General features: G+C 55.6%; 26 protein-coding genes. 10 read left to right on the forward strand and 16 right to left on the reverse strand.

Annotated elements, in window-relative coordinates; all coding sequences use genetic code 11:
• Positions 1 to 184: 184 nt before the first annotated feature.
• Positions 185 to 1495: a TIGR03862 family flavoprotein gene (locus tag ABD735_RS00935; protein WP_344802348.1), complete on the forward strand. Its 1311-nt coding sequence runs from the start codon at positions 185 to 187 to the stop codon at positions 1493 to 1495.
• A gap of 12 nt (positions 1496 to 1507) precedes the next feature.
• Here the strand turns inward: ABD735_RS00935 and ABD735_RS00940 are convergent, their stop codons facing one another.
• The gene (locus ABD735_RS00940; RefSeq protein ID WP_344802350.1) at positions 1508 to 2386 is read right to left on the reverse strand and encodes a LysR family transcriptional regulator; all 879 of its coding nucleotides are present in this window, start codon (positions 2384 to 2386) and stop codon (positions 1508 to 1510) included.
• A gap of 137 nt (positions 2387 to 2523) precedes the next feature.
• Here ABD735_RS00940 and ABD735_RS00945 point away from each other — a divergent pair, with 137 nt between their 5' ends.
• Both ABD735_RS00945 and ABD735_RS00950 read left to right on the forward strand, forming a co-directional pair.
• The gene (locus tag ABD735_RS00945) at positions 2524 to 2910 is read left to right on the forward strand and encodes a nuclear transport factor 2 family protein (RefSeq protein WP_344802352.1); all 387 of its coding nucleotides are present in this window, start codon (positions 2524 to 2526) and stop codon (positions 2908 to 2910) included.
• Positions 2907 to 3152 carry a tautomerase family protein gene (locus ABD735_RS00950; RefSeq protein ID WP_344802354.1) on the forward strand — a complete coding sequence of 82 codons (246 nt, stop codon included), beginning with the start codon at positions 2907 to 2909 and terminating at the stop codon, positions 3150 to 3152. The genes ABD735_RS00945 and ABD735_RS00950 overlap by 4 nt, the downstream gene beginning before the upstream one ends.
• Here the strand turns inward: ABD735_RS00950 and ABD735_RS00955 are convergent.
• Together ABD735_RS00955 and ABD735_RS00960 are read right to left on the reverse strand one after the other, a co-directional pair.
• Entirely contained in the window at positions 3141 to 3821 is a 681-nt protein-coding gene (locus ABD735_RS00955) for a cytochrome c oxidase assembly protein (protein ID WP_344802356.1), read from the reverse strand. The two genes, ABD735_RS00950 and ABD735_RS00955, sit on opposite strands and share 12 nt — an antisense overlap.
• The gene (locus ABD735_RS00960; RefSeq protein WP_344802358.1) at positions 3818 to 4303 is read right to left on the reverse strand and encodes a DUF2243 domain-containing protein; all 486 of its coding nucleotides are present in this window, start codon (positions 4301 to 4303) and stop codon (positions 3818 to 3820) included. Before ABD735_RS00960 ends, ABD735_RS00955 begins: the two co-directional genes overlap by 4 nt.
• A gap of 236 nt (positions 4304 to 4539) precedes the next feature.
• Here ABD735_RS00960 and ABD735_RS00965 point away from each other — a divergent pair, with 236 nt between their 5' ends.
• Positions 4540 to 8289, forward strand: coding sequence for a di-heme oxidoredictase family protein (locus ABD735_RS00965; RefSeq protein ID WP_344802360.1), 3750 nt, complete (start codon positions 4540 to 4542; stop codon positions 8287 to 8289).
• Positions 8290 to 8328: 39 nt separating this feature from the next.
• On the opposite strand, the gene ABD735_RS00970 is transcribed toward ABD735_RS00965, so the two are convergent.
• Both ABD735_RS00970 and ABD735_RS00975 read right to left on the reverse strand, forming a co-directional pair.
• Positions 8329 to 8745 (reverse strand): type II toxin-antitoxin system VapC family toxin, encoded by a 417-nt coding sequence (locus ABD735_RS00970; RefSeq protein WP_344802362.1) that lies wholly within the window; start codon positions 8743 to 8745, stop codon positions 8329 to 8331.
• Positions 8745 to 8978 (reverse strand): FitA-like ribbon-helix-helix domain-containing protein, encoded by a 234-nt coding sequence (locus ABD735_RS00975; RefSeq protein WP_344802364.1) that lies wholly within the window; start codon positions 8976 to 8978, stop codon positions 8745 to 8747. The genes ABD735_RS00970 and ABD735_RS00975 overlap by 1 nt, the downstream gene beginning before the upstream one ends.
• 170 nt (positions 8979 to 9148) lie before the next feature.
• Between ABD735_RS00975 and ABD735_RS00980 the strand changes: the two genes are divergently transcribed.
• Entirely contained in the window at positions 9149 to 10384 is a 1236-nt protein-coding gene (locus tag ABD735_RS00980; protein ID WP_344802366.1) for a hypothetical protein, read from the forward strand.
• Here the strand turns inward: ABD735_RS00980 and ABD735_RS00985 are convergent.
• From ABD735_RS00985 to ABD735_RS01015, 7 genes are all read right to left on the reverse strand, one after another.
• Positions 10381 to 11526 (reverse strand): iron-containing alcohol dehydrogenase, encoded by a 1146-nt coding sequence (locus ABD735_RS00985; RefSeq protein WP_344802368.1) that lies wholly within the window; start codon positions 11524 to 11526, stop codon positions 10381 to 10383. The two genes, ABD735_RS00980 and ABD735_RS00985, sit on opposite strands and share 4 nt — an antisense overlap.
• A gap of 2 nt (positions 11527 to 11528) precedes the next feature.
• Positions 11529 to 12908 (reverse strand): aldehyde dehydrogenase family protein, encoded by a 1380-nt coding sequence (locus ABD735_RS00990; protein ID WP_344802370.1) that lies wholly within the window; start codon positions 12906 to 12908, stop codon positions 11529 to 11531.
• 52 nt (positions 12909 to 12960) lie between these two features.
• A complete protein-coding gene (locus tag ABD735_RS00995; RefSeq protein ID WP_344802372.1) occupies positions 12961 to 14328 on the reverse strand; it encodes a glutamine synthetase family protein in 1368 nt (455 codons plus the stop codon).
• Between the two features lie 83 nt (positions 14329 to 14411).
• Positions 14412 to 15449 carry a TRAP transporter substrate-binding protein gene (locus ABD735_RS01000; protein WP_344802374.1) on the reverse strand — a complete coding sequence of 346 codons (1038 nt, stop codon included), beginning with the start codon at positions 15447 to 15449 and terminating at the stop codon, positions 14412 to 14414.
• A gap of 43 nt (positions 15450 to 15492) precedes the next feature.
• Entirely contained in the window at positions 15493 to 16815 is a 1323-nt protein-coding gene (locus tag ABD735_RS01005; protein WP_344802376.1) for a TRAP transporter large permease, read from the reverse strand.
• Positions 16816 to 17322 carry a TRAP transporter small permease subunit gene (locus ABD735_RS01010; RefSeq protein WP_344802378.1) on the reverse strand — a complete coding sequence of 169 codons (507 nt, stop codon included), beginning with the start codon at positions 17320 to 17322 and terminating at the stop codon, positions 16816 to 16818.
• Positions 17310 to 18113 carry an N-formylglutamate amidohydrolase gene (locus ABD735_RS01015; protein ID WP_344802380.1) on the reverse strand — a complete coding sequence of 268 codons (804 nt, stop codon included), beginning with the start codon at positions 18111 to 18113 and terminating at the stop codon, positions 17310 to 17312. Before ABD735_RS01015 ends, ABD735_RS01010 begins: the two co-directional genes overlap by 13 nt.
• A 186-nt stretch (positions 18114 to 18299) precedes the next feature.
• Between ABD735_RS01015 and ABD735_RS01020 the strand changes: the two genes are divergently transcribed.
• The gene (locus tag ABD735_RS01020) at positions 18300 to 19211 is read left to right on the forward strand and encodes a MurR/RpiR family transcriptional regulator (protein WP_344802382.1); all 912 of its coding nucleotides are present in this window, start codon (positions 18300 to 18302) and stop codon (positions 19209 to 19211) included.
• A 6-nt stretch (positions 19212 to 19217) separates the two neighbouring features.
• Here ABD735_RS01020 and ABD735_RS01025 read toward each other — a convergent pair whose 3' ends face one another.
• A complete protein-coding gene (locus ABD735_RS01025) occupies positions 19218 to 19415 on the reverse strand; it encodes a hypothetical protein (protein ID WP_344802384.1) in 198 nt (65 codons plus the stop codon).
• Positions 19416 to 19423: 8 nt separating this feature from the next.
• Positions 19424 to 20092 carry a DsbA family oxidoreductase gene (locus ABD735_RS01030; RefSeq protein WP_344802386.1) on the reverse strand — a complete coding sequence of 223 codons (669 nt, stop codon included), beginning with the start codon at positions 20090 to 20092 and terminating at the stop codon, positions 19424 to 19426.
• On the opposite strand from ABD735_RS01030, the gene ABD735_RS01035 reads away from it, so the two are divergent.
• On the forward strand, positions 20055 to 20597 hold the full coding sequence (locus ABD735_RS01035; protein WP_344802388.1) for a VOC family protein: 543 nt from the start codon (positions 20055 to 20057) through the stop codon (positions 20595 to 20597). The two genes, ABD735_RS01030 and ABD735_RS01035, sit on opposite strands and share 38 nt — an antisense overlap.
• A gap of 43 nt (positions 20598 to 20640) precedes the next feature.
• On the opposite strand, the gene ABD735_RS01040 is transcribed toward ABD735_RS01035, so the two are convergent.
• Positions 20641 to 20919 carry a peptidylprolyl isomerase gene (locus ABD735_RS01040; protein WP_344802390.1) on the reverse strand — a complete coding sequence of 93 codons (279 nt, stop codon included), beginning with the start codon at positions 20917 to 20919 and terminating at the stop codon, positions 20641 to 20643.
• 108 nt (positions 20920 to 21027) lie between these two features.
• Between ABD735_RS01040 and ABD735_RS01045 the strand changes: the two genes are divergently transcribed.
• On the forward strand, positions 21028 to 21468 hold the full coding sequence (locus ABD735_RS01045) for a VOC family protein (protein ID WP_344802392.1): 441 nt from the start codon (positions 21028 to 21030) through the stop codon (positions 21466 to 21468).
• A 124-nt stretch (positions 21469 to 21592) separates the two neighbouring features.
• Here the strand turns inward: ABD735_RS01045 and ABD735_RS01050 are convergent, their stop codons facing one another.
• On the reverse strand, positions 21593 to 23296 hold the full coding sequence (locus ABD735_RS01050) for a phytoene desaturase family protein (RefSeq protein WP_344802394.1): 1704 nt from the start codon (positions 23294 to 23296) through the stop codon (positions 21593 to 21595).
• Between the two features lie 139 nt (positions 23297 to 23435).
• On the opposite strand from ABD735_RS01050, the gene ABD735_RS01055 reads away from it, so the two are divergent.
• Together ABD735_RS01055 and ABD735_RS01060 are read left to right on the forward strand one after the other, a co-directional pair.
• On the forward strand, positions 23436 to 23993 hold the full coding sequence (locus ABD735_RS01055; RefSeq protein WP_344802396.1) for a PadR family transcriptional regulator: 558 nt from the start codon (positions 23436 to 23438) through the stop codon (positions 23991 to 23993).
• A gap of 54 nt (positions 23994 to 24047) precedes the next feature.
• Positions 24048 to 24482: a 3D domain-containing protein gene (locus ABD735_RS01060; protein WP_344802398.1), complete on the forward strand. Its 435-nt coding sequence runs from the start codon at positions 24048 to 24050 to the stop codon at positions 24480 to 24482.
• Positions 24483 to 24806 lie beyond the last annotated feature (324 nt).

A 24806-nucleotide genomic window follows, 5' to 3' on the forward strand; every position in this document is an offset into this window, starting at 1 on the left:
GTCATTCCCATAGGGAACCACCGTGCACCCTCGGGCAGGGATCTTTGAGGCCGGATCTGATGTATAAGGTTGTTTGCAGAGCAGACAAAGACTTCTAGTGTCCTTGGGCATGCCCGATTTCCGGCCGTCCTGCGCTCCCCATTTTTCATCGTTCTGAAGTGTAAAGAGATGCAGAAAATCGAACGTGATCGCCAAGAATTTTCAGCTGACCGCAGAGTTGCTCGGATACCGTTTCGCTGTGAATGATCGCTTAACTCAATATACAGTCGCCGTCGTAGGTGCCGGACCGGCGGGATTGATGGCGGCCGAGGTCATGGCCACAGCAGGCGTCTCCGTCGCTGTGTTCGATGCCATGCCAAGTGCAGGTCGCAAGCTCCTGCGTGCAGGCATAGGGGGGCTGAACTTCACCCATGCCGAAGCACCTGCGGCTTTCGTCAGCCGCTATGCTGAGCGCAGCGCTGAGATAAAGCCAATGCTGGATGTGTTTGGGCCGTCTCAGCTCGTGGACTGGGTTCATGGACTTGGGATCGAAACTTTTGTTGGCTCGTCTCGACGGGTTTTTCCGATAGACAAGAAAGCGGCCCCGCTATTGCGGGCCTGGCTAAAACGTCTGAAAGGCCTGGGTGTGCAATTCCACATGCGCTCGCGGTGGCTGGGCTGGGAAAATGATTCTTTGCTGATCGAGTCGTCTGAAGGCGTGAGGTCGGTTCATGCGCATGCAACGGTGCTGGCCATGGGCGGCGCCAGCTGGCCGGAGCTGGGCTCGGACGCGCGATGGGTGCCTTTTTTAGGCGCACAAGGTATTGCGATATCACCGTTTCGCCCGAGCAACTGCGGCTTCCAGGTCGGCTGGAGCGAGCATTTCAAAGAGCGCTTCGCTCGACAGCCGATCAAGTCGGTACGTGCCCGACTGAACGCAGCTGCTCAGGGTATGGATAAATGGCACAGTGGCGAACTCATGGTCACCGAGGATGGCCTTGAAGGTGGACTGGTCTATGCATTGTCTGCCATTGCGCGTGAACAGGTGGCACAGAAGGGCAGAACGACCCTATGGCTCGATCTCAATCCGGGGCGAAGTGAGGTCCAGCTGGCCGAGCGTCTCGCTCAGCCACAGGGCAAGAGTTCACTGGCGAAGCACCTCAAGAACAAAGCAGGAATCGACGGCGTGAAGGCCGGTCTGCTCAGGGAGTTTGGCGACAGCAACAGTATGAGTGACCCGGTTCAGCTGGCCCGGCTGATCAAGCACCTGCCTGTTTTACTCAGAGCGCCTTTCGGTCTCGACAGGGCTATCAGCAGCGCGGGTGGCCTGCGTTTTGAAGACCTCTCAAAAGATCTGATGCTGAATGCGCATCGCGGTGTATTCTGTGCCGGTGAAATGCTCGACTGGGAAGCACCGACAGGTGGATACTTGCTTACCGCGTGTATGGCGAGCGGATACATAGCTGGTAACGGAGTTTTAACGTATCTGTCATCGCAGCACGCGCCAACTCGATAAACGGGAGCAGCCTTACGTTTTGCCCTTGGCCAGCGCTTCCCACAAAGCTTCGGCGACCAGGCCAGTCTCATGCGCTCTTCGACGTATTTGATAGAGTCGGGAGTGGCGCACCGGAAAATTTTCGATTTCGAGCGCTTCGAGTGCGCCATCATCCAGCTCGGCCCTGATCAGGTGCTCGGGGAGACCGCCCCAGCCCATGCCACTCAGAATGACTTCTTTCTTCGCCGCGAAATCGCTCACCGTCCAGCGTAGCCCAGCTTCGAGCACATCCCTACTTTGTTCGAATACACCGTGTCCTGTGCCAGACACGACAACCTGGGTGAATCTGCTCATATCGACCTTGTTGTTCCTGTGTCTGCGAGCTGGGCCGTAGTCCGGCCGGGCAACCGGAATGATATCGACAGTTGTGTAGGGCAGGGCTTCAATAGCATCGGTCGACAAGCCATCCAGCGTCGAAATTACAATGTCAGCTTCGCCCGTCATAAGCCGCTCAGCCGAGCCGCCCATGGCGTCACTGATCAGCCGTATATGCGTCTCAGGATACAGCATGCTTGTCCTACCAACGCTGTCCAGCAGAGACCTGAGCGGGCAGGTGGCCGTGATAGATAGCCTGACTTCCGGTTCCTGCCTCGCCGCCAGCTTGTATGCAAGACTCGAGAGCAGCTGCATTTCGCCCAGAACGGCTTTCGCTTGACGATAGAACGCTTCTCCATCAGCTGTCAGCCTGGGTCGGTAAGCTTCACGAGATAGAAGCACCACGCCAATCTCGTTCTCAAGCGCTTTCATCATCTGACTCAGTGCGGGTTGGGACCTGTGCAATGCAGCGGCCGCCTCGCGAAAACTTCCCTCCGTGACAATAGCGTCCAGAACTCGCAATTGCTCAAGCTTCACGGCAGCTCCTTCATTCAAATAAATTGATAACTTAATATGATCGTTTTGCTAATAACATAATATTATTTTATTGAGGGGATAATACCTAATATTTCGTTGTCGCAGGCATCTCGCCTGCCTGAAATTGGAAACCCCCCATGAATGCGATAGAGGACCACAGCAGGATTCAAAGCCTTTTGATGTGCTATTTCTACGGCCTATATCACGCCGACAGCAAGGTGCTTTCAAAAGTCTTTCACCCGGACTCGAGATATATCAATTGTGTGAGTGGCAGATACGTCAACTTGTCTGTCAAAGAATACCTTCAGCTTGTTGATGAGCGTGTAGCGCCCGTTGAGAACAGCGAGCAGCCCGAGCGGAGCATTATTTCACTGGACATTGCTAGCCCGACCCTCGCTACCGTTCGAGCCGAAATGAGCATGATGGGCAGGCGCTATACCGATTGCCTTACGCTCATTCGAACCACGGCCGGTTGGGCGATCATCGCCAAGGCCTTTCACTACATTAATGAGGGAGAACAATGATGCCTTACGTCAATATCAAGGTAACCCGGGAAGGAGGGCCCGGAGGAGCAGGGCCATCTACGCAACAGAAGGCTGAATTGATTTCTGGGGTGACTGAGCTTCTGGCCAAGGTACTAGGAAAGAACCCGAACTCTACAGTGGTCGTTATAGATGAAGTCGATCTAGAAAATTGGGGGATCGGCGGACTGCCCGTACCGGAATATCGTGAAAAGACGAATGCTTCGATATCATCAACGCAGTAATAAGCGCTCTCGGCGTCGGCCGTCGTGGCGATGTGCTCGGTACCAGGCACAAAAAAGCGCGATCAGAAGCAGCAGTTCAGCGAGATCACCGCCGTAGTACATCAGCTGTGCGCCGGCCTGGATTTCAGTCAGATCGTGGGGAGTATCTAGCGGCCAGCCGTAGGCGTACATGAGCTTCGCCAGCGTGGCATGACTTGCCATGGAGATGAAAAGAATCACCAGCCGGTAGTAAAGGCTTGGGCGCGATGGCCCCGGATCTGGCCCTGCGATGGCCCAGGTGAACAGGCAGCCGGCGAGGATAAAATGGATGTGTACGAGCGCATGCAGCCAATGATTGTCGAGCGTTGCCGCATAGAGTGGCGTGAGATAGAGCAGGTACATGCCACCGACGTTGAGCAGGAGCGCAGTGACGGGATGACTGACGAAGTGCACAGGGCGTGACTGTAAGACGATGACGATCGAACGAGCCCTGCTCGCTGACAATGCACCCAGCAGCAGCGTGACCGGCGCTGCAAACACCAGGCCCAAAGGTGCCAACATCCCCAGTAGCAGATGCTGCAGCATGTGACCACGAAAATCATTGTGAGCAAATTGGGCCAGCGGTGGCGCCAGTGCGATGGCGAGCATGGTGAGGCCAAACAGCAGGCTCAGCACACGCCAGATGTTCATGATCTGGTAGCTCTATTGGGCACATGAGTGTTGTTTTTACCCCTGCGAAAAATCATCCAGCCAATGAGAATTAACAGCAATCCAACAGCATTCCACGCCAGGTCATAGATGAGCAGGTTTTCGACCTCGTAGCGGATTTGATGAAGCCTGAGCACCTTATGATCGATGATGCCGTCAAATACCTGAAATGCCCCCGCGCCGAAAAAGAATCCGGCCCAGACGTAGCTCGACATCAGCGCCCTGTGCCTTCGGGCATCGAGCAATAGAAAGAATCCAGCGACCAAAGCGATGAGTTCTGCCGCATGCAGAAATCCATCCGACATCAGGCCGATAACTGGCGTCGACCCGTCATAGAAATGATGCCAGCCGAGCAGTTGGTGAAAAATGATTTCGTCCACGGCCGCCATGATGCCGACACCGATGAGGGCAGCTGACCACAGCGAGCGCCTGGCAGCATTTTCTGGCTGATTATCGTCATGCATGAATTCGGCTCCTCGCTGCTCTCAATTTAGGCGGTACGACTCTCCTGCTTGAATCGCCTACCAGATTGGCGTGCGAATCCGTCTGACAGTCCTGTTTTTTATTAAAACCTCGGTGTAACCACGTCACACTATGAGTCAAATAGGCCATCTGGTTGTCAGTCCTCATCCATTCCGACGATGTCGTGATCGAATCAATCGCTTAGCTTCCAGCTCATAACGATCAATGGAGCTTTGAAATGGATCTCATCACCACTCGTCGGTTGCCTGCCAATCACCTTTTCCTGGGTTTGACGCTTCTGGCTACTGCACTCACCAGTGCACAGGCCAGCGCTGCAGAGGTCGGGCGACTATTGTGGGAAGATAACTTCAATTCCCTGAATCAAAACGTCTGGAACGTCATCGAAGGCGACGGCTGTGAACAGGGCTTGTGTGGTTGGGGCAATCAGGAGCTTGAGTGGTACAGGGATGCAAACAGCTTCGCTTCGAATGGTCAGCTTGTTCTCGAGGCCAGACAAGAAGCGCAGTTGGCAGGACAGCATAACGGCAAGATCTTTACTTCTGGGAAGATTGATTCGAAAGATAAGTTATCGGTGCAGTACGGCATGATCGAGGTGCGCATGCAGCAGCCAGTCGTCGGCACCGGGCTTTGGCCAGCCGTATGGATGCTCGGCACCAGTGACGAGCCCTGGCCGAAGAAGGGTGAGATCGACATGATGGAATCAGGCCATCGGGCGCAGGGGCGTGCGGAGGCCGGCTTTGCTGGTGCGGATATCAACAGCTTCGTCGGTGCGAACGTCATCTTCTATGCCGACGGTGCCTGCTCTGCGGGTAACCCGACCTGCGCTGCCAGTACCGCATGGCAGAACGACAATGCCTATCTCGCGCCCACGCCGCTGAGTAAGCGTTTCGTTACCTATCGCACCTATTGGACCGATTCGCAGATCCGCTTCACGATAGAAGATAACGGCGTGGAAACCGACCTCTACGAACAGCCAATCACCATCAACGATGACATGGCAGCACTGCGCAAACCATTTTATCTGCTGCTGAATCTCGCGGTCGGTGGCAACTTCACCGATGCCGCGACCAATGCACAGGTGACGGCACCACTGCCAGCGCAGATGACAGTGGACTATGTGCGCATCTATGAACTCGACGGCCAGGGGCAGGTTTGGGTCGACGCACCGGAACCCCAGTCAGGCAAGCTTCGGGTAGAGGCTGAGAACTATGATCGCTATGCCGACCAGACAGCGGGTAACAATGGCGGCGCCTATCGTAACGATGACGTCGATATCGAAGCGACGTCAGACGCGGGCGGTGGCTATAACGTAGGCTGGATGGACGCGGGCGAGTGGCTGGAATTCGATGTCGAGCTCGCCGCCGGCACCTACGAGCTGGCCGCACGCGTGGCGTCCGCCACTGGTGGCGGCCAGTATTCCCTGTCGGTGGACGGGCGTCTAGTGGGGAGCCAGACTGTCTCCAATACCAGCGGTTGGCAGTCTTTCGAGACCCAGCCGCTCGGTGCTGTCACGCTGGCTAACGGGGGTCGGCATAGCGTACGTGTTTCTGTCGACAGTGCGGCGCTCAACCTAAACTGGTTTGAGTTCACTGCCACAGGTGGGCCCGATAGAAACGATGAGGTTCATGGGCTCACCCAGACCAGTAGCGGTGAGGTCGAATTTTTCGTAAATTCGGCCGGCTGGGCCGATGTGCATTACAGCGTCAATGGCGGTGGGCAGATCAATCTCAGGATGCCTCAGCAGAACGGCAGGAACAGCTACAAGGTAAGCGAGCTGAAAGCTGGGGATCGCATCACTTACTTCTTTACCTATTTCGATGCAGGCATCAACGGGGCTGTTGACAGTCCAGCGCAGACCTTCGTCGTAGTGAACGGTGGTGGAACTGACGGCGGTGACAACGGCGATCAGGGCGATGGTACAGATGGCAGCGATGATGGCACGGACGGCGGTGACGGTGGGACGACGGGCGGCGGAAATGATGGCGACAACGGCGGCGACAATGGCGGTGGGGATAGCGGCGGTGACGGCTCCGCCGGAACCGGCAATGTCATCCCCCTGTTCGGTCCGGCTACGCAACTGGAACAGGCGACTCAATTCGATCGCGGCGATGCGCTAGTCACCCGCTTCTCCGATCGAGCTCGGGACCGTCACGCCAAGGAAAATCACTTCCAGGCCTACGACCATTACCTGAGCTTCTACTGGGAAGATCGTACAGCGGCCATCGAAATCATCGACAAGGTGGCCAAGGGCGGAAACAGTATTCGCATGAACGTCCGGGCTGAGAACAAGCTCGATGACCTGCAAGCTGAGAACCGATGGTGGTACATCGGCACCAATACGCTCGCAGAATTCTGCGGCAATGGCGTGATGGCCACCAACGACAATCGAAACTATTGGAAGGAAGAGACTTACAACTGCCGCGAAGGCCGGCCGATTCAAAAGGGCGATAAACTCGAGTTCGAAATCAGCCAGTTTCTCGATGAGCGAACGCTGCCACGCGGCAGGTCCAATTATTACGGCACAACCTTTCTCTATATCGTAGGCGAGGGCATCGTACCCTGGAGCGTGACGGATAAAACGGTCTTTACGCCAGGCCGTACCCTGCAACGCGATTCAGTGCCTGTTCCAGAGCGTGCTCGCCTTGGTGGCGATACCACCTTGCACGCGCAGATGACCGCCGAACCAGACGGACATTTTCAGCAGATGGCGACCAATCTGGGCTATGAGAATGGCCAACCTTTTGTGGAGGGCCGGCGTGTTCATCACACGTCCTTCCTGGATGGTTCGCATGACGAGAATCCTGAAAACGGTACCTTCGGCACCATGGCGGGCAAGGCAGGCACGCACTACATCAATGACCGCTGCGCAGGCTGCCATGTTCGCAATGGACGAGCGCCAGTAGCGGCGAACGGTGATGCGCTGGATCGCTGGGTATTCAGAATCGGCGATGCCAGTGGCGGTCCCGATCCTGAGCGGGGCAGGGTTCTGCAGCCACGTAACGTTGGCATCAACGATGCCAGTGCTGGTGAGGGTGTACCTTCCATCGCATTCTGGAGCGAGGCTAATGGCCTGCGTTCACCGAACTATGAATTCAGCTATGGCGCGCCAGAGACCTTTTCGGCGAGGCTTGCTCCGAATATCAACGGCATTGGTCTGCTCGAAGCCATTCCTGAAGCGAGCATTCTGGCGAAGGCTGACCCAGACGACCGAAACGGCGATGGCATCTCCGGACGGGCTCAGGAAGTCAGGGATCCCCTGACCGGTGAAACCCGGCTTGGCCGCTTTGGATACAAGGCCGGCAGCTTCAGCGTCAAGCATCAGGTGGCCTCAGCGTTCAATACCGATATGGGCGTCATGACGGCAATGTTGCCCTCGCCTGACTGTGGCCCTCAACAGGCTGAATGTGGCAGTAGCGGTGCAGAAATCGCCGAAGGCGACGTGAACAGGCTGGTGAAATATGTTTCGCTGCTGGGCGTAAGGCCCCAGCGTGACTACGACAATGCAGAGGTGCGTCGTGGTGAAACCGTGTTTAACGACATTGGTTGCGCCGGCTGTCACACACCTGAGCAAAAGACCAGTCAGTACCATCCCTTGGCGGAGCTGCGAAGCCAGACCATCATGCCTTTCACAGACTTGCTTCTGCACGACATGGGACCGGGTCTTGCGGACAATCTGGGTGAAGGCATAGCCAGCGGCAGCGAATGGCGCACAGCACCACTCTGGGGCCTTGGCCTGTCAGCCTGCGTGACCGGTGGTGTTAGCGGCGGACGCGGCTGGGATGCTTTCGGCCTGGACGGCTACGAGCGCTGTGCGCCAAGCGCGAGCTATCTGCACGATGGCCGTGCTCGTACGATCGACGAGGCGATCAGGTGGCATGGTGGCGAAGGCGAGGTGTCGAAAGTTGCTTATGAGGCCTTGGGTGCTAGTGATAAGCGTGCAGTATTGAAGTTTCTCGAGTCGTTGTAACGCTTAGTGCCTTGGCGGGTGATGAAGCTGTCTGTCCGGTCAGGAAAACGGGTTCAGCAGCTTCACACCCGTACCGTCGAAGTCACGCGTGTTTCGCGTCACCAGGGTAAGGTCATATACGAACGCCGTGGCAGCAATTTGTTTATCGATAGCATTCTCGTATCGGGGCACTCGTAATTGTCCCCATACAAAAGCTTCTTCTGTACCAAACTGCAAGATATTGGCTTCGAATTCGGCGATAACTTTTTTCAGCCAGTTTTCCAGCATGGTAGCCTGATCCAGGTCGCCTCTATAACGGACAAGCTGGAGCCCGCGATTCAACTCTCCAACTGTGATCGCGCTCAGGTAGACTTGCGTGTCGTTCTGGGAGACTTGGCGGAAAAACGTAGTAACTCCTGAATTAGCGCGGCTTCCTTTACGAATTTCACTGATGACGTTGGTATCGAGCAGGTACATCAGTCGAAGACGTGCTTTGGCTCTTCGACCTCGACTCGCGCGAAGTCCTCATCTGTTCCAACGTTGGGCATGTCCATCAAAATTTCGGCAAGCGATTTTTTCTTAGGGCGCATCAGCGCTTGCTCAAGAATATGCCGATGTTCTGCCTCGGCACTCACGCCATGCTTACTTGCCTGCGCTTTCAGTGCATTGGCGATATTATCGTCAATGTTGCGAACAATAAGGCTCGCCATATTAGTAGGCTCCATGAAGGTAGATTCTTTGAATGATATCATTGATATCATCTGTTTTCCATTGAAGTCAACAGTGAGGGCTCACAAACTCGGTCTTTACTTGGACCCGTATATTCTTGGAGGTAGATCCACAGATCATAAGACGCTATTTACGACTACAGGGCTATTTCATGAATCATCATATCCGCTGCCTGGCGGTTTTCCTGTTCCCACCCACCGTCGCTTTCGCGAACGTTGGCCCGGACCACATCCCCCAGCCATGGCGAACCGAGGCTGTGGTTGAGGGCCGCGACCAGAATTACAATGCCGTTCGCTATCTCCACGAGTTTAGCTATCGCCACAGTCAACGACATCCGGGCCCCACTGAGTTCGGCGTTCGTGGCACAGCCGGCAGTGTTGGCAGCGACGTGCTCTATCTTGATTTTCGTTACAGGCAGGACTTTGAGTTCAATGATGGTCGACAGGCCTTCATGCTCGATATTCAGCGTGGTGAAGATCTTGACGGTCTTTACGAGCGGCAGATCTTCGGCTTTCGCCATCAGCTTCTGGAGAAGACTGAAGTCTGGCTGCAGGGTGATGTCACTGCAGACAAGTCCACCGCTGATGCCTATTTCAGTGTGCGAAGATACCTTGGCAACGAGAGCTGGCTGCATGCCAGCTGGATTCTGCCAGACCTGTATTTCAATACCAAAAGCGACAGCGCAGACGAGTTCGAGACCGAGCCGGCCACCGCCTTTCTGCAGTGGCACCAGCCTCTGAAAGGAGAAGATGAGGGACTTGGTACAACACTGTCTCTGAATTACTTGCCTGAAGCGGTGATCGTCAGCGATACCGGGCAGTTGAGAGTAGAAAGCGAAAGCATCAGTGCTGCGCTGACACACGACTGGATGCTGCCCGCCTGGTGGCTGACCCTGGACATCGGGGGGGAGCGAACGCAGCGCGCCTATCGACTGAGGCAAGCGGAGGGCGAAGTGACTCCCGTGGGTTTCGATCGCTATCTGTGGGAGATCACGCTCCAGTCGACCTATACGCCGCACCCGAATAGGCCGTCGCTAGGACTTCGCTATCTGTCAGTTCGAGAGCAGGGTTATTTCGGGCGCAATCTTGATGATGTGGGTGATATCGACCGGCGGGAGCCGATGATATTCGGCAGCCTGGATTTCCAGGTGTCCGAACGGACACAGCTCACACCGGAGCTGTATCTCAGTTGGGTCGATATCAGTCAGCGCTTTGACAGCGGCCGCAACCGAAGCCGGGATGAAGATGGCTTCATCGGCAAGCTGGCCTTCCCCTTCGTGTATCTCATGTCGCCGGAAGACAACGCAGTATTGACCATCTCGCCGAGCATCCTCCTGCACGAGGCTCGCTTCGGTGGTGGAAATCTACAGGTGCACTGGCCGCTCTAGAAGCAGGCCTTTAACACATCCTTCGTGTTCTCTGCGGTCATCACCACAGGATTGCCACCTGCGCTCGGATCTTCCAGTGCCATCGCCACCATGTCGTCAATGCGATCCTTTGAGACGCCGAGTTCGCCGAGTGTTTGCGGAATGTTCAGCAGCACCCGCAATTCATTCACGTAATCCACAAAGCCGTCGAAGCCACCTTTGATGTTCAGGTAGCGGGCGATATCGCAGACCTTGTCCTTGATCGCCGATCGGTTCATCTGGATGACCGCAGGCAATATGACCGCATTGGTCATGCCGTGATGGGTGTGATAGATCGCGCCGACAGAGTGGGACAGGGCATGACAGGCACCAAGGCCTTTCTGGAACGCCACTGCACCCATGGCCGCCGCAGCCATCATCTGGCCACGGGCTTCGAGGTCAGTACCGTCGGCGTAGGCGCGAGGCAGATAGGTCTTCACGATTCGCATGCCTTCCAGCGCAATGCCCGCGCTCATTGGATGGAAAAAAGGTGAGCAGTACGATTCGAAGCAATGGATGAAGGCGTCCATGCCGGTACCTGCGGTCACCACCGGCGGCATGCCGACGGTCAGCTCGGGATCGGAAATGACGATAGAAGGCAGGAACTTCGGGTGAAAGATTATCTTTTTTACATGCGTCTGACTATTGATGATGACGCTAGCCCGGCCGACTTCCGAGCCGGTCCCAGCCGTAGTCGGGACAGCGATGATCGGGGCGATGTTTTCAGTTTTCGCCCGAGTCCACCAGTCGCCGATATCTTCGAAGTCCCAGACCGGCCTGTCCTGCCCAACCATGAAAGCGATGAGCTTGCCCAGGTCGAGTCCTGAGCCGCCGCCAAAAGCGATGACGCCATCATGTCCACCGTCACGATAGGTCTGTACCCCCGCTGCCATGCTGCGTTCATCGGGGTTGGGATCAACATCGGCGTAGATGGCCCGTCCAAGGCCAGCTTTTTCCAGCAGGTCGAGGGTTGCCTGGGTGATTGGAAAATTCGCAAGACCTCTGTCAGTCACCAATAAGGGTTTACTGATTCCCAATGCCTTGCAGCACTCTGGCAGCTCCGAGATACGACCGGCGCCAAATCGAATCGCAGTGGGGTAAGTCCAGTTGGCAGTCAGTGTCATATTCAGAGGCTCCGCATATAGTAGGACTTTGGTCGGGTCAGATTATGATAGCCGATTGCTGAGAGTCCGCCGCCACGGCCGGTATCCTTGCAACCCGTCCAGCACAGCGCGGGGTCGAGATAATCGCAGCGGTTCATGAAGACTGTGCCAGTCTCGATCTGATCTGCAATGCGCTCGGCTCTGTCGAAGTCACTGGTCCATAGTGAAGCGGTCAGGCCGTAGTCGCTGTCATTCATGAGGGCGATGGCCTCGGCGTCATCCTTTACCTTCATTATGCCGACCACAGGGCCGAATGATTCTTCCCTCATGACACGCATGCTGTGGTCGACGTCGACGAGGATCTGCGGCATGAGGTAGGCATCGTGCTGGTCCGGAAACAGCGCAGGGTCGATCAATGCCCTGGCCCCTGCCTGAACTGCCTCGGCAGTTTGCTCACGCACGAGGTCGGCAAAGCGTTTGTGAGCCATCGGGCCGAGCGTAGTCTCCTGCTGAAGAGGATTGCCGAGCTTGTATTGGCTGACGATAGCCACGGCTTTTTCGACGAAGCGGTCAAACAGGCTGGCGACGACATAGATGCGTTCGATACCGCAGCAACACTGGCCTGAGTTGAACATCGCCCCATCGATGAGGGTATCGACCGCTTTATCCAGATCGGCATCTTCCATGACGTAGCCAGGATCCTTTCCGCCGAGTTCGAGACCGAGACCTGTAAATGTGCCCGCCGCAGCTTGTTCCATGGCCTTTCCGCCGCTCACGGAGCCGGTAAAGTTCACAAAGTCGAAGGCTCGTGCAGCAATCAGTCGAGAGGTTGTGTCATGCGTCAGGAAGACATTCTGAAAAAGATCCGCTGGTATGCCAGCTTCGGTGAATGCCTTCACCAGGTGCTCACCGGCCAACAGCGTTTGCGAAGCAGTCTTCAACAGTACAGCATTGCCTGCAATCAGTGCTGGCGCCACCGTATTGATCGCGGTGAGATAAGGGTAGTTCCAGGGCGCGACCACGAGCACGACGCCATGGGGCACTCTTTTGATAAACCGGCGACTCCTGCTATTGCGTTCAATCTCGATTGGCGCTAGGGCTTCCGCGGCGATATAGGCCATATGGAACGCTCGTTCTTTCACGCCACCGAACTCACCGCCATAGCGCACTGGTCGGCCCATCTGCCAGGCCAGCTCCTCAACGATCTGTTCGTTCATTTCACCGAGCTTTTCCACGCCGGCCTTCACCAGTGCTACTCGCTCGCTGAGCGGTCTGGTGGCCCAGGCCAATTGTGCGACTGTAGCACTGGCGACGGCGTCACCAGCTTGTGAAATGCTCAGAGCAGGACGTTCTGCGTAGACTTCGCCGTCGACTGGCGAAATGCATCGAATCATCTGTGTCATTACGCGGCCTTGTTCAAGGTGATTTCCAAATCGTGAATTCCAGACTCAATCATCATGCGCGTTCGAATCCGCGGCGCACCTCATAATCTGTGACTATGCGATCAAAATCCTCCTGCTCCCACTCGGCTGCGCGCACATAGTGATCGATGACGTCCTCACCCATGGCTTCACGCAACATGATTGAGCCACGCAACGCGGCGGTCGCAGCACGGAGATTCTTCGGAATCCGCCTGGTCTCTTCTGCACCATAGGCATTGCCGCTGAATTCAGTTTCGAGTGTCATCTTGCCGTCAATGCCAGCGAGCATCGAGGCGATCTGTGCCGCCAGCGCAAGGTATGGGTTCATATCCGCGCCGCCGATCCGGCACTCTACACGCACGGCATCTGTGCCTGGTGACACGACCCGGTAACCGGCCGTTCTGTTATCAACCGACCAGACCGCGCTCGTGGGCGCGAAGGTGCCAGCGGCAAAGCGCTTGTAGGAATTCACATAAGGTGCAAGAAAGAATGTTGTTTCATCCACATGCCTGAGCATACCGGCAAGGGCCTGCTGCATGATCTTCGACATGCCATGCTTGGCTTTGGGATCATAGAACACCGATTTGCCTTTCTTGTCGCACAGGGCCTGATGAATGTGGCCTGATGAGCCTGCTGCGCTGTGGTGCCACTTCGCCATAAAGGTGACGCTGCGACCGTTCTGCCAGGCAATCTCTTTCACCGCATTCTTCACCAGGACATGAGTGTCCGCCATATCGAGCGCGTCGGAATAGTGGATGTTCAATTCCACCTGGCCTGGATCCGCCTCGCCCTTGCTGCTTTCCACGCGAATGCCCGCGCCATAGAGACCATTTCGGATAGGCTGCATCACGCCTTCCTCACGGGTGGTCTGGAAAATGTGGTAGTCCTCGTTGTATGGACTCACCGGTGTCATATCGTGGTACTTGTGGTCCTGCATCTGCTCGAAGGATTCACGGAAGATGAAGAACTCGAGCTCGGTGGCTGTCGTCATCGTCAGGCCATGTTCAGCCAGCCTGGCGAGCTGCTTTTTCAGAATGGCGCGAGGGGAGTGGGGTACGTCCTTATGGCTGGCATGGTCGAGCAGGTCACAAAGCACGAAGGCTGTGCCCTTGAGCCATGGTAGCCGACGCATGGTGGACAGATCAGGCTTCATGACGTAGTCGCCATGGCCTGAGGACCAACTGGTGGATTTGTAGTGTTCGACCGGTGTCATTTCGAGATCGGTCGCGACCAGATACTTGCAGCAGTGACTTTCTTCCCACGCCGTATCGACAAAATATTGCGCCTGAAAGCGCTTGCCCATGAGGCGGCCCTGCATGTCCGGGATGGCGGCCACCACGGTATCTATCGAGCCATCCTCGACCAGCTTGGTGAGTTCCTTGAATGAAAGATTTGCAGCCATGTCGGCTCCGCTATTGTTGTCGAACCTCGCGGAACTGACCGCTCTCGTCAGTTCCGCGAATTTTACCGAGCCTGGCTTAACGCCTAGCTATACCTGTAAGGCCGCCCAGCCTTCTCCATCAGCTCGCCATAGTCCTTGAAGATCTGTATGACTTTGGCCTTGGTCTCGGATTCCTTGGCGATCTCGTCCCAGAACACCTTGGCAGCCTTTTCGACCTCGGCCCACTCTTCGTCGGGAATCGTGGTCAGCTTCATTTTCGAACCGTTGACCCGAAGCTCGGCTTCGCCACCCCAGTACCACCACTGACGATAATAGTGAGAACTGTCCAGCGTGACTTTCAGAAGCTCCTTGAGATGCTCTGGCAGGGCATTGTAGCGATCCATATTGGCGAAGAATGAACCAGCCCAGGCCCCCGAGATATTGTTCGTCAGGAAATAATCTGTCACATCGGCCCAGCCAACCGTGTAGTCCTCGGTAATACCGGACCAGGCAATGCCGTCGAGCTCGCCGGTCTGCACTGCAACCTCGATATCCTCCCAGGGCAGCGACACCGGCACCACGCCGAACTGACTCATGAAGCGGCCAGCCGTCGGGAAGGTGAACACCCGCTTGCCCTTGAGATCATCAAGTGAGTTGATCGGTTTCTTGGTCGCAAAATGACATGGATCCCAGGCGCCTGCCGAGATGTGCTTCACACCCACCTTGGCGTATTCCTTTTCCCAGATCTCGGCCAGGCCGTACTGGTTGAACAGCACTGGTACGTCCAAAGAATAGCGACTGGCAAAGGGGAAGTAGCCACCGAATACGGTGACCTCTGTTGGTGAGGCCATCGAATCATCATCGGACTGAACGGCATCGATGGTGCCTTTTTGCAGCGCGCGGAACAGTTCCCCTGTGGGTACTAGCTGATCGGCGAAATACAGTTCGATCTGCATTTCGTCACCAGCGATCTTGTTGAAACTTTCTATGGCGGGCTTGATGACGTGTTCGGCGAGAGCGGGACCTGCGTAAGTCTGCATGCGCCAGCGAATCTTTGGCTTTGCCGCATAAAGCGCTGGGGGTGCCAGAGCGGCTGCACCGGCAATGCCGGCGGTGGCGAGGAACTTACGTCTTGTGGTCATGATGCTCTCCTGGTTTTCCGTTTTTTTATCTACCTTTGAGGTCTTACTTGCCGTACACGTAATTCGGGAGCCACATCGCGATATCCGGGAATATCATGATCAGCGCAAGTGCCAGGATCATCACCAGCACGAAGGGCAGGATGGAGCTGTATATGTCGCGAAGCGATATTTCCGGTGGTGCCATGGCACGCATCAGGAACAGGTTGTAGCCGAAGGGTGGCGTCATATAGGCGATCTGCGTCGTGATCGTGTAGAGAATCCCGTACCAGATGAGATCGAAGCCCAGTGCAGCGACTAAAGGAACATAGAGCGGCGCAACGATGACCAGCATGGCCGTGTCATCAAGAAAGGTACCCATGACCAGGAACGATAGCTGCATCAATATCAGGATCATCCATGGATTCAGCCCGAGTTGTTCGGTAAACAGCCCTTCGATCGCCTGCACGGCACCGAGACCGTCGAAGACCGCGCCGAAGCCGAGTGCTGCCAGGATGATCCACATGAACATGCAGGAGATGGCAAGCGTCTGCCTGACGGACACCTCGAACACCTGACGATTCATGCGCCCCTTGAGCACGGCGGCGACGAAGGCGGCCATGGCACCAATGGCCGAGCTTTCAACCAGACTGGTCCAGCCATTGATGAAGGGCACCATCATGGTGGCGAAGATGACCAGGGGCAGCAGACCGGCCCTGAGGAGACGAAACTTTTCCCGCGTACTGACCCTGCGCTCCTCCGGAGGCAATACCGGACCGAGTTCAGGTTGTATCCGGCAGCGGATGTAGATGTAGGCGATGAACATGGAGGCCATCAGCAGGCCCGGCAACACGCCTGCCAGCCAGAGCTGGCCTACCGGCTGCCTGGCGATCATGGCATAGAGAACAAGCACGACAGACGGCGGCACCAGTATGCCCAGTGAGGAGCCAGCCTGAATCACGCCAGTGACCATGCGCTTGTCGTAACCACGTTTCAGCAGCTCCGGCAGGGCAATCGTGGCACCAATGGCCATGCCAGCCACAGACAGTCCATTCATGGCCGACACCAGTACCATCAGTCCGATCGTGCCTATCGCGAGACCGCCTCGAACCGGCCCCATCCAGACATGGAACATCTTGTAGAGGTCGTCGGCGATCTTCGATTCCGACAGGACATAGCCCATGAAGATGAACATCGGCAGGGTCAATAATGGGTACCAGTTCATCAGCTTCATGGAGGCCGAGAATGGAATGTCCGAGCCGCCCGTGCCCCAGAGGGCCAGGGCGGCGAGTGCTGCAACGCCGCCAATGGCGCCGAAAACCCGCTGCCCGGTCATCAGCATCAGCATCATCGTCGAGAACATGAAGAGGGCAATCAGGTCATACGACATCTAAAGGGTTTCTCCCCTGATAACTGCAATGTCCTTGAAGAACTCCGAAATGGCCTGTAGCAACATCAGGAAAAAACCGATGCACATGACTACCTTGATCGGCCACATGTATGGCCGCCAGGCAGTGCGGCTGCGAACGCCGTATTCAAGCGAGTAACTGGTGCTCTCGATGGCACCATAGAGAAGCACGCCCAGGTAGAAAATCAGCACGAAAATCGTGAAGGCGTCGACCCAGGCCTTCTTTTTCGCCGACCACTCACCGTAGAACAGATCCATGCGCACGTTGGACCCCATCTGCAGCGAGTAGGGGCCGCCCATGATGTAGTAGGCGACCATGGCGAACTGTGCGGCTTCAAGTGTCCAGAGCGAGGGCAGAAAAAAGGTTTTCGAAATCGATGACCACAGCAGAATGCCGACCATGACGAAGATGCCATACATCATGATGCGGCCGATCCGGTAGTTAACGGCATCGACGACACGCACGTAGCCACGAATCATTGGCCCCATTCGGGTTCGTCCTCGTCGGCTGCATCTTCATTCAGCACAGGCAGGGCCTGCGCCACTTTGATCGCCGCAGTCAGCAAACCAGCGAGCATGAGCGCCATCGCTTTCTGGTCGTGTGCTGTGGCAATGAGATCGTTGCGAATTTCGATCATGACATTGAGATAGCGCGCTTTCAGCGCATGGGTTCGCAGCGTATGGGTGACGCCGTCACCTGGTCCGTAGGGTTCGTTGCGTCGAACCACACGTTCACAATGCTGATCTGCAATTTGCAGCACGGCATCGGCCAGACGGCTGTCGTCATCGTGCAAGACGCCGATGTCGATGGTTCGGTTCTTGCCTTTGTAAATGGGGGTGAAACTATGAATGGTGATGATGATCGGAGTGCCGGACATATGCTCGATCGTTTGCCTGAGCGTGTCCTCGAAGGATTGGTAGACGCCGGACACCCTGTTCGCACGGTCGTCGTCGCTGAGATTGACGTTACCCGGGATATCATGGATTTCGCTGCGTGCGGGCATGGCGTCGTGGGCGTGAGGGGGGCGGTTGCAGTCGTAGATAAGGCGTGACACCGAGCTGGCCACTAACCTCGCATCGAGAAATTCGCTGAGGTGCCTTGCCACTTCGAGTGCACCCGGGTCCCAGGCAATATGGCTAAGCAGAACATCTTCACTGAGACCAAGCCTGGCATACTGGTCAGGAACGAAATTACTCGCATGCTCGCACACCAGCAGGATTTGCGAGCCTGCTTCCGGTCGAATGACCTGCGGGGCGATGCGATCAGCGCGTATGCTCATCGCGTAAAAAAGACTGCCTGTTCTGGAATCACGAAGATCTTCCTTGTACAGATGCTATGAAGAGAATTCTTCATATCGCAGGCAGCTGTCAACAACTTTGCTGAAAATATTTCTTCAGGCTTGTATGGCATGTTCGTTTTCGGAGATGTATATACTTTATCTCTTCAGGCCAGATCCGGAACAGGAGTGCCAAAGACACCAATGATCGCCACTACTGACTCAGACAATGAGAATCCGCTTGATACCGTAGCCGAACGACTTCAGGCGCAGGCCAACACGCTTACCCGCGCCGAAAGGCAACTGTCGGATCTTATTCTCGACAATTATCCGGTATCCGCTCTTGGATCGATCACTACAGTTGCCCAGGCTGCCGGTATTTCGACGCCGACAGTGGCACGGCTGGTTCAGAAGCTCGGTTTCAAGGGTTTCCCGGAATTTCAGGCAGAGTTGCGGCGCGAGCTCGAAGCCCGTATATCCGGTCCGATCGCCAAACACGACACCTGGATACGGAAGGCGCCGGAAGGACATATTCTGAATCGCTTTGCGGAGGCTGGTATCATTAATATTCGTCAGTCTTTCGGGCAGATCGAAGCAGAAACCTTCGATGCTAGCTGCGAAATGCTGGCGGACAAAAAACGGGCGGTGTATGTGGTGGGTGGACGAATAACCCGCACGATGGCTGACTATTTCTATCTGCACATGCAGGTGATCAGACCTCGAGTCACCCACATCCCAACGATTTCAAATGCCTGGCCACATTATCTGCTCGACGTAGAGCCGGGCGATGTGTTCGTTATTTTTGACGTCCGCCGTTATGAAGCCAGTACACTGAAATTGGCTGAAATGGCTCATGAGCGTGGTGCGACGATCGTATTGTTTACCGATCAATGGCGCTCGCCGATTTACAAGCTGGCCACCCGCTATTTCTGCAGTCGCATCGTGGTGCCATCAGCGTGGGATTCCTCGGTAGCGACCATGTTACTACTCGAAACCATGATCGCTGATGTACAGGAGCGACTGTGGTCAGACACCCGGGCTCGCATGGAGTCTCTGGAGGAGATGTTCGACAGAACCCGGTTTTTTCGGAAATTTACCTGACCGTCATTACAGAAAGTCGTTCTGTTTGGCCAGCCAGCCTTCTTCATTCTGTTTCGGTCCACGCTGTTTGAGTTCGCTATCAGTTTTCTCTGTCCACTGTTTGCAGAGCTCATTCAGACTGGCGAGCTGCTCATCGGAGAACCTCGACAGGTCAGCCCGTTTCAGTTCGTTTTTCATTGAGTCGATCAGTGTCTTTGCATCCATGATTGGTATCAGCCTCTGCTGTCGTTTTTGTCGAGAATTTCAGCAATCACCTTGCCCAGAACCACAGGATCCTGAGCGCCGCTTACGCTATACATGTCGTTGAAAATGAAGGTCGGCACTGCGGATACTCCCACGCGACGGTAATCATCCTCCAGCGCGCGCACCTGTTGGCCAAGCGCCTCATCATCCAGTGCTGTCTGGGCTTCCTCCCTCGAAAGACCATTCTTCGCCGCAATATCTACCAGTATCTCTGGATCAGATACATTCTTGCGTTCCGAGAAGTAGGCTTCGAACAGCGCCATCGCCAGCGGCGTCTGACGGCCCAGCTGTTCCGCGCGCATCAGCAGCTTGTGCGCCATGAAGGTATTCCAGATCCTCGACCCTGCATCGGTGTCGAAGGTGATACCGAGGTCCATGCCCAACGAACGCATCTGCTGACGGTTGTGTTCGATCGTGGCTTCGTCACTCCCGTATTTTTCGGCGATGTGCTCGTTGATATTCTGGCCTTCCGGTGGCATGTTCGGGTTCAGCTCGAAAGGCTGAAAAGTCAGTTCGACCTTCAGGTCGGGATATTGTTTCAGCGCCTGCTGCAGACGCTGGTAACCGATGATGCACCATGGACAGACCACGTCTGACACCATGTCTATCTTCAATGTCGTCATTGCTGCTGTAGTCACTGTCAGCTCCTTGCGGACGAAATGGTCAGGACTCGTCGTCCTGTTAACGAGGGAGTACGATGACAATACCGGCCTCGCTCAGCGGTCGGTGGGCGTGGCGAAAAATTCATCCGTTTGGGAGCGCGGTCAGGGTATGAGAAAAACAGGCAAGATTGACTATATCGAATTTCCGGCGATTGACCTGGAGGCCACCAAAGCTTTCTATACGAAGGCTTTCAACTGGAAGTTCGTTGACTATGGGCCGGAATACACGGCCTTTTCGAACGCAGCACTGGAAGGGGGATTCTTTCTTTCAGCTGGCCCGATAGGGTGTGAAGCGGGTGGCACTGCACCGGGTGCTCTTGTGGTGCTGTACAGCAGTGATCTTGAAGCCACTCAAGCCATGGTAGAGCAGGCAGGGGGCAAGGTGGTCAAGCCGGTGTTCAGCTTCCCCGGAGGACGACGATTTCATTTTGAAGACCCAAACCGCAACGAGCTCGCCGTATGGTCAGATCTGGCGCCGTAGCGGCCTCGCCCGGAAGCAAAGCCGCATGAGCAAACAGGCCGTATTACTTGCGAGCAGTCACTTCGAGCAGGTGGTAACCGAACTGGGTCTTGACAGGACCCTGAACTTCGCCAACCGGTGCGCTGAAGACCACTTCGTCGAATTCGCGGACCATCTGGCCGGGGCCGAATTCGCCGAGATCGCCACCCTGCTTGCCGGATGGGCACGCTGAATGCTTGCGTGCCAGTTCAGCGAAATCAGAGCCATTGGCGATGTCGTCTTTCAGTTTTGCACACTGTGCTTCGTCGCTGACCAGAATATGTCGTGCAGATGCCCGAGCCATGATATCTCCAAATGTCGTAAATAAAGAAGGCAGTGAGTGTACAGCAGACAGCGAGACTAGCCCAGCTCGCATGTCAGGCTGCCTTGATCATCAATTCAGGAGTTCCACGTGCAATATCTTCATACCATGGTTCGGGTCAGCGATCTGGATGCCTCGCTTGATTTTTACTGCAACAAGCTGGGACTTGTCGAAGCGTATCGAAAGGAGAGTGAAAAGGGTCGATTCACGCTGGTCTATCTCGCCGCTCGTGACGATACAGAGCGGGCTGCTTCACAAGGTGCGCCCTTGCTTGAACTGACTTACAACTGGGATCCTGAGAGCTATTCCGGTGGTCGAAACTTTGGTCATCTCGCCTTTCGAGTTGACGACATTTATGACATCTGCAGTCAGTTGAAAGACAAGGGTGTCTGTATCAATCGCCCGCCGCGGGATGGGCATATGGCGTTCATACGTTCACCCGACGGCATTTCCATCGAGCTGTTGCAGAAAGGCGAAGCGCTGGCGCCGCAGGAGCCCTGGGCGTCCATGGACAACACAGGTAGCTGGTAAGGGAGAGAGATATAATGGGATCAGTCGACCCGCAAGCTGCACAGCTCGAGAACGCCATACGCAATGTGCCGCCGGGCCTCCGGCCAATGCCACCTACAGCGCTCTTCGGGGTCTGAGTGTCTCCTTACGCTGTTTCCTTCTGCAAAGTGACCGGGGCGTTACGCCTCCCCGGCTTCCATGTGAGCAGGTTTCGCAGCATGGGCACAGAGCGCAGACCAAGCGCAGCGGCTGCCGTCAGTACACCAGCGATCATTGCGCCGACCACGCCGCAGGTCAGGGCGTCCTGGCCAGTGAGCCATAGACCCTTCACTGGTGTCTGAGGCCTCAGCCAGCTCTGCTCGAAGCGCTGGGTATCATGGGTGAGGCCGTAGATTTCACCCTGGCTGTAACGGCAGAAGAAATCCGTGGAGAGCGGTGTAGAGGTCTCGAAATAGTCAATGTTGCCCCTGAGCTGTGGCAGTCTGGTATAGAGCGCCTCCAGCATTCGATCGGTCAGGTCCTGCTTGAGTGTCTCGTAGTCTTCACCACGCTTGCCCCAGGTGGTGTCCTTCCACTGTTCGAACTGCTCATAAGTCGTCGGCGCAACAATCTCGATGGCGGAGCGGCCCGGGTAGCGTGAGTTATAGCTCGGATCCTTTGCCGAAGGGAACGAGATGTAGACCACAGGGAAGGGCAGTGACGGATCCTTCATGAAAGCGGTGACGGCGTCATCATAGTTTTCTTCAGGGTAGATCCAGAAATTAGTCTTCGGTAGCCCCAGCTCTTCGCTAGTGCCCTTGATACCAATGTACATGCCAAGGTGAGACATTGACGGCGAGATCGTCTGCCGCTTGGCAGTGTAGCCACTATGAATCCGAGCCGATTCAGGCAACAGCTTTTCGTAGGTATTCAAAGCGCCTGCGTTGGAGATGATCAGCGGCGCGGTCAGCACCTCGCCATCAGCCATCCTCACGCCGGTCGCCCTCTTGCCCTTTCCATCAGCGGTGATGATTTCCTTCACGTCTGCATAGGTGAACACTTCGCCGCCACTGGCCTGTATTACCGGGATGATGGTCTCGGCAATTCTCGAGGCGCCGCCCACAGGATAGTAGCCACCATGCAGATAATGCTTGGCGATCAGGGCATGAATAAGAAAGCTCGATTGTCGCGGGGGTACGCCGCAGTCTCCCCACTGACCAGCCAGAACAGCGATGAGACGCTGGTTCGAAGTCAGCGATGACAGCACTTCATAGGTGGTCTTGTTGAAATAATCGGGCAGTATCATTTTCAGCATGCGGTGGTAGGCGGGTGCGGCCATCGAGGGGACTATCTTGCCAAGGCTGTAGGCCTGCATGCCCTGCGCAACCTTGCTCAACATCTTCAGGTACCGGTCTACGGTAGCGCCCTCGTCCGGAAACGCAGCCAGTATCGACTCCCTGAAGCCTGCCTTTCCGGCGCGAAGTTCGTAGACCTCGTCGCCAATATAGAAGCGATCATAGACCTCGTCCATTGGCGCCCATTTGAGCTCGCCGTCGGTGATGTAGTCGAAGATCTTTCTGGCCAGCGTGTTGGGAGACCCCATGTCGCCAATGTAGTGCACGCCAACATCCCACTCATATCCGTTGCGGCTGTAGCTGTGTGTAAAGCCGCCAGCGGTATAGTGCTGCTCCAGCACGATGACTTTCTTGCCTTGTTTCGACAGGCACGCTGCTGTGGCAAGACCACCGATGCCGGACCCAATCACAATAGCGTCGTAGTCGCTGTCTATACGGCTGGCCCGATAGCGCTTGCCGATTCTGATGGTGCTGGGTGCGCGTTTGACTGGAGCTGAATCTGATGTCTTGGTCATGGGACGTGCCTGTGCTGTTAGCCGACGAGAAGGCAAGGTTAATCCAATGTGATTTTATATGCAAATAATTGCATATAGTGTGCTTGGTTTCTTTCGCCATACCGCTATGATGGTGATATCACCTCAGGAGCTAAGCACTATGTCATTGAAGCATGCCGTTCTGGCGATGCTCGAGCTCGAGCCAGGTACTGGTTACGACCTCATAAAACGCTTCAACAAGAGTATTGGACATTTCTGGGCCGCGACTCACCAACAGGTGTACCAGACACTGAACACACTGAGTGAAGAAGGTCGTGTCGAGTTTGAGTTGGTTGAGCAGTCCGATAAACCCAACAAGAAAATTTACAGCATTACCTCAGCCGGTCTGGAAGAGCTCCGTGCCTGGACCGCCACACCAGCCAAGAGCTACCGTTACCGTGATCCCCTGCTGATCAAGCTCTATGCGGGTGGAAATGTGGCACCGGGGATCCTGGTAGGGGATCTCGAGAAACATCGTCAACTGCACGAGCAGACACTGGCGGACTATCGCGAAACCGAAGCCCTGTACTACCGCAATGATCCCGAAGCAAGGCAGCGGTATATACTGCCGTATATGACACTGAAACTAGGAATGCAGTTCGAGGAAGCGTGGTTGCGCTGGTATGAGGAGGTAAGGGGCGTTCTTGACGGTACTGACGGCGCGGCAGCTGATCGCTGATCGTGCGTCAGTCTCACCGCGTATTCCTGATATCTGTCAAAAGAGATTCACTTCATGGGCAAACGAAATAGAGGACTGGCCACGCTCGCGTCCATCTGCATGTTGGCAGCTGGCTCGGCCGGCTTTCTGTCTGCATGCCAGGAAAAGCAGCCGGAAGTGCGCACGCTGGAGGTCACTGCAAGCGCATACACCATGCGTGAGGCTGAAACCAAAAAAGGGAACGTAGGTCTGGCCGCCTGGGGCGATCAGCTTGAGCCTGGTATGAAGTCGATAGCCGTCTCCCGCGACCTCATCGACGCGGGCCTTGACCACATGACGCCGGTGACTATCGAGGGGCTCGAAGGTACTTATATCGTTCGCGACAAAATGAACAGTCGGTGGGAGGACAAGATTGATATTTTCATGGGAAAGGATGTGGAAGCGGCCCTGGAATGGGGCACGCAGACGGTAACGATCAGCTGGCCAGAGACCACTTCCAGCGAGGAGTGAGTGAGGGTTAGACAGCAGCGAATCAATGAGTATGGCGTATGGGCGAGATACTTCAATTCAGAAAGCCGGTTGGCAAGCAGCCAAGCAAAGGGCTCTGTCAGCATGGCTTCCATAAATGGAAAATAGACAACAACAGCCGATTCGACAGCAGGCAGGGGAAGTTACACACGACCTTCATTTGCGAGCGCTGTGGAAAAACAAAAACCGAGCTCCGTTGAAGAATCATGCAATCGGCCTATTGCGGCTGAGCGAGACCCTTGTCACAACTAACGGTTGTTCTCCTGATAATTCGATACTTGTTTGTTGAAGTTTCGTAATATTATG

The organism is Allohahella marinimesophila, from assembly GCF_039538005.1.
In the GTDB taxonomy this organism is placed as follows: Bacteria; Pseudomonadota; Gammaproteobacteria; order Pseudomonadales; family Oleiphilaceae; genus Allohahella; species Allohahella marinimesophila.

Bases quoted from the DNA above. Each gene is read 5' to 3' on its own strand.
- ABD735_RS00945 (WP_344802352.1), top strand. From the start codon at position 2,524: ATGAATGCGATAGAGGACCACAGCAGGATTCAAAGCCTTTTGATGTGC.
- ABD735_RS00950 (WP_344802354.1), top strand. From the start codon at position 2,907: ATGATGCCTTACGTCAATATCAAGGTAACCCGGGAAGGAGGGCCCGGA.
- ABD735_RS00955 (WP_344802356.1), bottom strand. From the start codon at position 3,821: ATGAACATCTGGCGTGTGCTGAGCCTGCTGTTTGGCCTCACCATGCTC.
- ABD735_RS00960 (WP_344802358.1), bottom strand. From the start codon at position 4,303: ATGCATGACGATAATCAGCCAGAAAATGCTGCCAGGCGCTCGCTGTGG.
- ABD735_RS00965 (WP_344802360.1), top strand. From the start codon at position 4,540: ATGGATCTCATCACCACTCGTCGGTTGCCTGCCAATCACCTTTTCCTG.
- ABD735_RS00970 (WP_344802362.1), bottom strand. From the start codon at position 8,745: ATGTACCTGCTCGATACCAACGTCATCAGTGAAATTCGTAAAGGAAGC.
- ABD735_RS00975 (WP_344802364.1), bottom strand. From the start codon at position 8,978: ATGGCGAGCCTTATTGTTCGCAACATTGACGATAATATCGCCAATGCA.
- ABD735_RS00980 (WP_344802366.1), top strand. From the start codon at position 9,149: ATGAATCATCATATCCGCTGCCTGGCGGTTTTCCTGTTCCCACCCACC.
- ABD735_RS00985 (WP_344802368.1), bottom strand. From the start codon at position 11,526: ATGACACTGACTGCCAACTGGACTTACCCCACTGCGATTCGATTTGGC.
- ABD735_RS00990 (WP_344802370.1), bottom strand. From the start codon at position 12,908: ATGACACAGATGATTCGATGCATTTCGCCAGTCGACGGCGAAGTCTAC.
- ABD735_RS00995 (WP_344802372.1), bottom strand. From the start codon at position 14,328: ATGGCTGCAAATCTTTCATTCAAGGAACTCACCAAGCTGGTCGAGGAT.
- ABD735_RS01000 (WP_344802374.1), bottom strand. From the start codon at position 15,449: ATGACCACAAGACGTAAGTTCCTCGCCACCGCCGGCATTGCCGGTGCA.
- ABD735_RS01005 (WP_344802376.1), bottom strand. From the start codon at position 16,815: ATGTCGTATGACCTGATTGCCCTCTTCATGTTCTCGACGATGATGCTG.
- ABD735_RS01010 (WP_344802378.1), bottom strand. From the start codon at position 17,322: ATGGGGCCAATGATTCGTGGCTACGTGCGTGTCGTCGATGCCGTTAAC.
- ABD735_RS01015 (WP_344802380.1), bottom strand. From the start codon at position 18,113: ATGAGCATACGCGCTGATCGCATCGCCCCGCAGGTCATTCGACCGGAA.
- ABD735_RS01025 (WP_344802384.1), bottom strand. From the start codon at position 19,415: ATGGATGCAAAGACACTGATCGACTCAATGAAAAACGAACTGAAACGG.
- ABD735_RS01035 (WP_344802388.1), top strand. From the start codon at position 20,055: ATGTCTATCTTCAATGTCGTCATTGCTGCTGTAGTCACTGTCAGCTCC.
- ABD735_RS01040 (WP_344802390.1), bottom strand. From the start codon at position 20,919: ATGGCTCGGGCATCTGCACGACATATTCTGGTCAGCGACGAAGCACAG.
- ABD735_RS01050 (WP_344802394.1), bottom strand. From the start codon at position 23,296: ATGACCAAGACATCAGATTCAGCTCCAGTCAAACGCGCACCCAGCACC.
- ABD735_RS01055 (WP_344802396.1), top strand. From the start codon at position 23,436: ATGTCATTGAAGCATGCCGTTCTGGCGATGCTCGAGCTCGAGCCAGGT.
- ABD735_RS01060 (WP_344802398.1), top strand. From the start codon at position 24,048: ATGGGCAAACGAAATAGAGGACTGGCCACGCTCGCGTCCATCTGCATG.